The sequence below is a fragment of the Vibrio metschnikovii CIP 69.14 genome (assembly GCF_000176155.1).
GTDB classification, from domain to species: domain Bacteria; phylum Pseudomonadota; class Gammaproteobacteria; order Enterobacterales; family Vibrionaceae; genus Vibrio; species Vibrio metschnikovii.
The window spans coordinates 1-8,095 of the sequence record NZ_ACZO01000001.1 but is presented as its reverse complement, the minus strand read 5'-3'; the positions used below and the strand labels follow the sequence as shown (position 1 = coordinate 8,095).

The 8,095-nt window shown below is 41.2% G+C and carries 7 protein-coding genes and 2 pseudogenes; 8 read left to right on the top strand and 1 reads right to left on the bottom strand.

Going from position 1 to position 8,095, the window contains the following annotated elements; genetic code table 11:
* From tnpC to VIB_RS00010, 8 genes and pseudogenes are all read left to right on the top strand, one after another.
* Positions 1 to 587: IS66 family transposase (gene tnpC / locus VIB_RS00045; RefSeq protein WP_040903544.1), on the top strand; the 587-nt coding region annotated here is incomplete at its 5' end.
* 238 nt (positions 588 to 825) lie between these two features.
* Entirely contained in the window at positions 826 to 1,695 is an 870-nt protein-coding gene (locus VIB_RS00040) for a PhzF family phenazine biosynthesis protein (RefSeq protein ID WP_004393817.1), read from the top strand.
* Between the two features lie 837 nt (positions 1,696 to 2,532).
* A complete protein-coding gene (locus VIB_RS00035; RefSeq protein WP_004393810.1) occupies positions 2,533 to 3,228 on the top strand; it encodes a hypothetical protein in 696 nt (231 codons plus the stop codon).
* Positions 3,229 to 3,451: 223 nt separating this feature from the next.
* Positions 3,452 to 4,423, top strand: a pseudogene (locus VIB_RS00030) (immunity 49 family protein).
* 162 nt (positions 4,424 to 4,585) lie between these two features.
* Positions 4,586 to 5,050: a GNAT family N-acetyltransferase gene (locus VIB_RS00025; RefSeq protein ID WP_040903542.1), complete on the top strand. Its 465-nt coding sequence runs from the start codon at positions 4,586 to 4,588 to the stop codon at positions 5,048 to 5,050.
* A gap of 202 nt (positions 5,051 to 5,252) precedes the next feature.
* Positions 5,253 to 5,663, top strand: coding sequence for a GNAT family N-acetyltransferase (locus VIB_RS00020; protein WP_000152776.1), 411 nt, complete (start codon positions 5,253 to 5,255; stop codon positions 5,661 to 5,663).
* A gap of 143 nt (positions 5,664 to 5,806) precedes the next feature.
* On the top strand, positions 5,807 to 6,577 hold the full coding sequence (locus tag VIB_RS00015) for a GNAT family N-acetyltransferase (RefSeq protein WP_004393807.1): 771 nt from the start codon (positions 5,807 to 5,809) through the stop codon (positions 6,575 to 6,577).
* Between the two features lie 153 nt (positions 6,578 to 6,730).
* The gene (locus tag VIB_RS00010) at positions 6,731 to 7,150 is read left to right on the top strand and encodes a GNAT family N-acetyltransferase (protein WP_004393806.1); all 420 of its coding nucleotides are present in this window, start codon (positions 6,731 to 6,733) and stop codon (positions 7,148 to 7,150) included.
* A 228-nt stretch (positions 7,151 to 7,378) separates the two neighbouring features.
* Here the strand turns inward: VIB_RS00010 and VIB_RS00005 are convergent.
* Positions 7,379 to 8,095 (bottom strand): annotated as a pseudogene (locus VIB_RS00005) (IS66-like element ISVme1 family transposase); the annotation flags it as partial.

The following is an 8,095-nucleotide window of genomic DNA, read 5'->3' as shown; positions in this document are numbered from 1 at the left end:
AAGATGTCACGCAAGCGGGTTGCATGGCCCATGCAAGACGTAAGTTCACCGATGCTCAAAAAGCTCAACCGACCAAGAAAGTTGGCCGTGTAGAAAAAGCGCTGAACTATATCGGGAAGCTTTACGGTATAGAACGGGAGACTAGAAAACTAAGCCCAGAAAAGCGGCGACAGATAAGGCAACAAAAAGCCAAGCCTATACTCGATGAGTTCCATCAATGGTTGGTCGGAATTAAGGAAACACAACTACCGAAAGGTAAGCTCGGGATCGCCATCAACTATGCGATAAACCAGTGGCCAAAACTTCTTACGTATCTTGAAGACGGTCATATCAGCATCGATAATAACGTGACTGAGAGAGATGTGCGTCCGTTTACCACGGGGCGCAAAAATTGGATGTTCTCAACTTCAGTAGACGGAGCAAAGGCCAGCGCAAACCTCTATAGCCTGGTCATGACTTGCCGTGCCAACGACATCAATCCCTACTTCTACTTCGTGCACCTGTTCAGGGAGTTACCGAAGCGTTCACCAAGCGATGATTTAACTGATCTTATGCCATGGAATGTAGAAATCAGCGAGGCTGAATAAGGTCTCACTGGTTAACTAGGCGCTTACGTTAAGCCGAGATAACAATCAACTTGCTAGAAATTATTTAAAAAAGCTATCAGAAAAACTGTGAATGTTTGTATAACAAACGCCTCAAGAGGGACTGTCAACGCGTGGCGTTTCCAGTCCCATTGAGCCGCGGTGGTTACGGTTGTTGTGTTTGAGTTTAGTGTTATGCGTTGCCAGCCCCTTAGGCGGGCGTTATACGGAGAAATAGAGATTGAAGAACGTTGAAGCTATTTTAGTTAATTCCTTTACTGCGAATGGAACGGGTGGAAACCCTGCGGGTGTTGTACTTGACGCCGATTATTTGTCGAACGAAGAAAAATTACAAATAGCACAAGTTGTTGGCTATTCGGAAACTGCATTTGTATCTCAGGATAATGAAGCTGATTTTGAGGTGTCCTTTTTTACCGTAACAGGTGAAGTTGATTTTTGTGGACACGCTACATTAGCTGTATTTTCAACAATGTATCAAGACGGTATCATAAGTGAAGGTAAATACCTTCAAAGGACTAAAGCAGGTTTATTTGTCGTAACCATTGAGAGAAACGGTCTTGTAGTCATGGATCAGAAGCTACCAGAATACCGTGCACAGTTCAGTCATGAACTTATATCGGAGTTAGTCGGGCTAGACTCGAAAGTCCTTGAGTCAACACGGTTACCGATTGAGGTTGTTTCAACAGGTTTACCCGATATTATTGTTCCAGTCCCATATGGGTATCTCGATAAAATTCAAGTGAATAAAAATCTAACCATTAATTTTTGTAAAAGGCATGAAGTAATTGGTATTCATGCTTTTGAGTTATGTGAAAAAACAAGCATGGTTACAGCAAGCTGTCGTAACTTCGCTCCACTATTTGGTATTTCCGAGGAATCAGCGACGGGGAGTGCGAGTGGTGCATTAGCGTGTTACCTAACTAAACACCTTCCTAATACACATTCGAATAGTTTTATTTTCGAACAAGGTCGGGCAATGAAGTGTATTTCAAAAATTACCGCGTCTGTAGATTCAAACGAGCAAGGTATTATTAAGGTTAGAGTTGGTGGTTTCGCTCATAAAATTGGACGGTGGAAAATCTCCGTATAACAAACTGTTTAAGAGTGATTCGCAACGCGTGGCATTTTTACTATGCGTTGGTTTTAGTGTTTAAGGCGGTATACGGAGGTTTCGGTATTGCGTTGCTCACACCTTAACAGGGCGTTATGCTTTATTGAGCCTCAGCAAAATCAATATACAAATTTTAATAGGAAAGCTTGGTCTGATTTTAGCGGTTTTTCATCCTAATTAATTGATAATATTAGTATATTGTCCTTTTTTGTGGCTATTAAAAGTTGAACGATGCTCGTGCATTTTTAGCCAACTCTGCTCTGATAAATTGTGTACGCAAAAGGTTCGATTTTTGCTAAAAGGTCTCTTTCTTTGGCGTTGTTTGTTCATTGATCCCGCAGGCTATTTCGCTTCAGCATGTTTGGGATCTCATGAATACCTTACTTGCTGACAGTGTTTGGTTAGTTCAAGTTTATCGATGATTTTGTGCTTTTTTCCGGCTCTGCTCTGATAGATTGTGTTCGTAAAAGGTTCAATTGTCGCTGAATGGTCTCTTCCTTTGGTGCTGTTGACCCCTTGATTCCGCAGGCTCATTCGCTTCAACTTATTTGGGATCTTATCGGCAACAATGTTTGCTGAAAGTAGGCAAGTTTATCATTTTGAGTTAAAGTGGCTTGAACCAATAAATGTTGAAAAAGTTCAATTTAATCAATAAGTAATAAAGCATAACAAACGCTTCAAGAGGGACTTCCAACGCGCGGCATTTTTATTGTGCGTTGATTTTGGTGGTTTTAGTGTTATGCGGTAACTTGGTAGTAGCGTTGTCAGCCCCTTAAGCGGGCGTTAGGGCTATTAACCTTCAAGTTTGGGGTAAGTATGAAAATTGATAAAGTTGAGTACCCTGAAGAAGTAAAGGCATTTATTTTTAGCCTCACTGATGAAATAAAATCCCGCATTGAAGACCCTGAGTTTGATCTTTCAGGAATTTCAATCGAGTCAAAAGAAGAGTTCTTTTTGTTTACGGTTTTTACCTGGGTAAAAAATACAAATGAAATATTGACTGGACTCGATATTGTCATTCACGACATAGAGAGCCTCCCTTCGAATTATCACTCTCTTCTGTATGGGAGTATTGTGAGCCGTTTTGAATTGCTTGTAAGAATGTTTTTTCATGAGTTCTATCGGCTAAGGGAACTAAACGCAACAATGCTAGGTGCGTTAGTAAGGCAGGATGTCATCGATAAAGCAACATCAAGTCAGATCAAGCAGACATTCCACGACACCTTTGAACAAGCCATCAAAATTCGAAATAAGATGGTACATGATAAAATTGAATGGGAGTCAAAGGATCATCAAGTGCTTACAATGTATGATTTGATGACAAATGTTGGATTTGAAATGCGGCACCTAGATAGCGGTAATCCTTTGGACGTTGGAGTAGTTCTTGGTAAGCGTGTTAATGAATTTTTACCACTTATGCTAGCTTCAACTGATGCTGCTAGAGATTTCGTTGGCACCTTTTCGAGGACTATTTGTTCTGTACATAAAGAGTTTTTCGAACTACAAAAATAGCCCTAACAAAGCATTTAAGAGGGACAAGCAACGCGTGGCATTTTTGGTTTGGGTAGACATTTGAGGTTACGGCTGGTTAGTTTGAGTTCAGTTGTTTGCGTTGCTTGCCCCTTAATGCGGCGTTAGGCGATAGTAGACATCGACAGGCATTGATTGTGATAATGCGAGCCATTGTTATCAATCTCTAAATTTATATTTGGCTCATAATCAAAGGTTACAATCGATGCGTACTCCATTCCGTTTTATCTTGTCCTTACTTGGGCGAGCCAATTCTCATGAAGCGACAGAGCTCATTACTGGGGCAGACGAAATAAAGGTTGTTTCCAATGAGCCAGTGATGAGAAGAGCGCTGAAGACTCATATTAAAAATTTAGAAGGTGAGCAGCGTGTTTATGATGCGACCTTAGAGATGTTGATCGAAACCAACCAGTTTTCATTGAGCATTGCGGAAAAAAACTGTTTTGGATTTGAAACTGGGTATCGAGACCTTTGCAAGCTATTTGCGATTGGTCACTATCTGCCATCAGTCGCAGACTCTGAGGTAGTAGAGCATTTTTTCTCTGCTCAACAGTACGCGATATTATGGTTACGCCAGATGAATCAACCGAAAGGGGAGTTCATCCCCTTTCAATACCAAGGAGTAGATTTTGCAATTCCAGCCCAAGGTAGGAACGATAAGATTAGATCTTTCGCATGGCTTAACATGATCTACCTTACTATTGTGACGGGACGCAATGAAGATTTAAATCTGCTGATGAGGCTTTTACATAAGGAACAAATCGAGTTCAGTGGCCTGAATGCTCGTTATCACCTTGAGATAGTGCTGCATATGCTTGGCCTCCAAGCAAGCAGTGATATTACCGGCTTAATGGATGGTTTTGTTGCCCATATCCAGCGGGAAAATCAAACTCGGTAAGAGCGGAGAGTGAGCTCACATGGAATTAGAGTGACTTTAGGTTTTTTTGATGTGATGCAAGCTATACATCAGCAAGACCAAGTAGCGTATAACCTATCCATGTATCGCGCTTTAGAAATGCATAAAGAGTGGTGGACACGCGGTAAGGATTTTAAAACAGATCCGGATGGTTATATTTCACTACACCTCCTCACGGCAGCCAAATATGCGTATGAAAAATATGGCTATACACTGGATGTGAAGTCAGATTACATACCCAGTTATCTCTACCAGAAATAGTACATCTGCAAAATCGCCTAACAAAGCGTTTAAGAGGGATTCGCAACGCGTGGTATTTTCGTTATGCATTGATTTTATTAGTTTTTAGTGCAATGCGGTAAGTTAGTCGTTGCGTTGCTCACCCCTTAACGCGGCGTTAGCTGAATGGTGGTAAATATCAGCATGATCGAAATTAGAAAGTATCAAGAATCAGATGCGCTTGATTTATGGGCTATTTTTTATCATACGGTTCATAATGTGAACTTACGTGATTATTCGCAAGCCCAAGTTGAAGCATGGGCTCCAGATGGTTTTTCTTCTGAGATTTGGCAACGAAAAATGAACTTGCTGTCACCTTTTGTTGCTGAAATTGATGGGAAAATTGTTGGTTATAGTGATCTTCAAGAAAATGGATTAATTGATCATTTCTTTTGTCACCATGAACATCAAGGCCAAGGAGTTGGACGACAGTTAATGGAACATGTACTCAGAATGGGTGAGTTACAAGGAATTACTAGGTTTTATTCTGAGGTGAGTATTACAGCTCGTCCGTTTTACGAGAGATTTGGTTTCAATGTGATACAAGAACAAACCATAGAAGTTCGCGGTCAAAAGCTGTGCAACTTTGTCATGGAGAAATTCAGCTAACAAAGCATTTAAGAGGGACAGCCAACGCGTGGCATTTTTATTATGCGTTAGTTTTTGTGATTACGGTGTTATGCGGTGAGTTGGTAGTAGCGTTGGCTGCCCCTTAATGCGGCGTTATACGTGCTTATCAGAATTATCGTCAAACTGTTTATTTATACAGTTGTAAAATGTATGCTTCATATGAATCAATAGGAGCGTCATGATGACAATAAAATTCGAAGAAAAAGTGCCTAGTCCAAAAGAATTCTGTGACATGCGTGTAAAGGCTGGCCTCTCACCAAAATCTCTCAAAGCGGCCACAATTGCTTTACCAAATAGCTTATATGGTATTTCAATAAGAAATGGTGACGAGCTAATCGCAATGGGTCGTGTAGTTGGAGATGGCGCATGTAATTTTGAGGTAGTGGACGTTGCAGTTGATCCCTCTTACCAAGGTAGGGGGCTTGGTCGAAAAGTTATGGAATATATAGATAGTTATTTGTCATCAGTTGCTTTAGATGGTTCGTATGTATCAATGATTGCAGATGAACCGGCATTTTATGAAAAGTTAGGTTACAAGCTAGTATCTCCATCTAGCGAAGGTATGACAAAAAAGTTTAAACCGCACGTATAACAAAGCGTTTAAGAGGGATTCGCAACGCTTAGCATTTTCATTATGCGTTGATTTTATTAGTTTTTAGTGTAATGCGGTGAGTTGGTAGTTGCGTTACTCACCCCTTAACGCGGCGTTATATTTCATTCAATATCGAGGGAACGATGCAAGATAAAAGAGTCAAAGGCGTATATAGCTCTTACTTTCAATTTAATAATGAGCGAACTCTTTCCACAGATGTAAAAAGTGAACTTTTTTCGTCTGAGTTTGAAGGATGCTCAGTTTTTATCGATAGAACTCGTAAGTATGACAACCAGATAATAATCCATGGTGTTTGTACTATAGGAGACTTAGAGAGCCATTTGGGTTTGTACAAACATGACTTCTCTCCTGAAATTTCTATCGAACCACAGGCAATAACCAACGAATTGAAGGCATGGTTATCAAGTAGTGAGTTTGTCCCAGCTTACGAGCATGAGTTTCTAGAACTAAGGGCAGTAAACTACGTAGCGCACGAAGAAGTCTCTGAAGAAGTCACGGTTGAACGATGGACACACGATAATGTCGATGCGTTTCTAACTTTACTCAAAACGTCAGGTTTAGAGTGTTCAGATGAAATCTGGGATAAGAAGCGCTCATTTTATTGTACAGACACATTTCGCTGTTATGTCGCAAAAATAAATGGCGAGCCCTGTGCTTGGGCAACGAGCTTTATCGAAAATGAATATGCAATATTAGCCAATGCGTATACACAAGACAACTATCGTTCAAAAGGGTGTCAAACGGCTTTGCTTCGGGCTCGAATTTCGGATGCAATGTCTTTAGGTGTACAGGTTCTTTTAACTGATGTAATGCCAAGCAGCATTAGTAGCAAGAATTGTAAATCAGTTGGTTTTAATAGTGTTGGTGTGCGAAGTGTATGGTGTAAGGACTAGAAATATAACAAACAATTCAAGCAGACCCTCAACGCGTGGCATTTTTGTTTTGCGTTGAGTTTAGTGTTTACGGTGTAATGCAGGAAGTTGGTAGTTGCGTTTCGGGCTACTTAATTGGGCGTTATAAGCAAATTCAGCTCCAGAGGATGAAAAATGGAAATCGAGTACAAAGTAAACCATCCAATCTCAGTTGAACAATTCGTGAGTTTACTGAAGAAAACATCATTGGGTGAGCGGCGTCCTTTGGATAATGAGTCAACTATTCAGGGTATGCTCGATAACTCTAATTTAATTGTGACCGCATGGCTGAACGATCAACTTGTCGGTGTGGCTCGTTCAGTGACAGATTTCCATTATTGCTGCTATCTGTCTGATTTAGCTGTTGATGAAAGTGTTCAATCCAATGGTATAGGTAAATATCTGATCTTAGTGACCAAAGAAGAGCTGAGCCCAAGCTGTAAATTGGTTTTACTGTCAGCACCGAAAGCACAAGGTTATTATCCGAAAATTGGTTTTGAAGCTCTTAATAGTGCATGGGTTCTATATGGCGTAGAACAGTTGAAAATCAATTAAATCAATGTGTTATTTGCTTATAACAAAGCGTTCAAGAGGGACAGCCAACGCGTGGCATTTTTATTATGCGTTGGTTTTTGTGGTTACGGTGTTATGCGTAAGCTTGGCAGTTGCGTTGGCTGCCCCTTAACGCGGCGTTATGTTTTATTGAGCCTCAGCAAGATCAATTCACAAGTTTTAATGGAAAAATCTGGTCTGATTGTAAGCGCCTAGTTAACCAGTGAGACCTTATTCAGCCTCGCTGATTTCTACATTCCATGGCATAAGATCAGTTAAATCATCGCTTGGTGAACGCTTCGGTAACTCCCTGAACAGGTGCACGAAGTAGAAGTAGGGATTGATGTCGTTGGCACGGCAAGTCATGACCAGGCTATAGAGGTTTGCGCTGGCCTTTGCTCCGTCTACTGAAGTTGAGAACATCCAATTTTTGCGCCCCGTGGTAAACGGACGCACATCTCTCTCAGTCACGTTATTATCGATGCTGATATGACCGTCTTCAAGATACGTAAGAAGTTTTGGCCACTGGTTTATCGCATAGTTGATGGCGATCCCGAGCTTACCTTTCGGTAGTTGTGTTTCCTTAATTCCGACCAACCATTGATGGAACTCATCGAGTATAGGCTTGGCTTTTTGTTGCCTTATCTGTCGCCGCTTTTCTGGGCTTAGTTTTCTAGTCTCCCGTTCTATACCGTAAAGCTTCCCGATATAGTTCAGCGCTTTTTCTACACGGCCAACTTTCTTGGTCGGTTGAGCTTTTTGAGCATCGGTGAACTTACGTCTTGCATGGGCCATGCAACCCGCTTGCGTGACATCTTTAAGAGTGTCATATGCGGGATACCCATCCGACAGCAGATAACCAGAGTAATCACCAAGGAAGGTGTTGAGGCAGTTTGCCCCGCGCCCTGGCTGATAATCATAGATAACCACAGGTGACTTATGGAACTC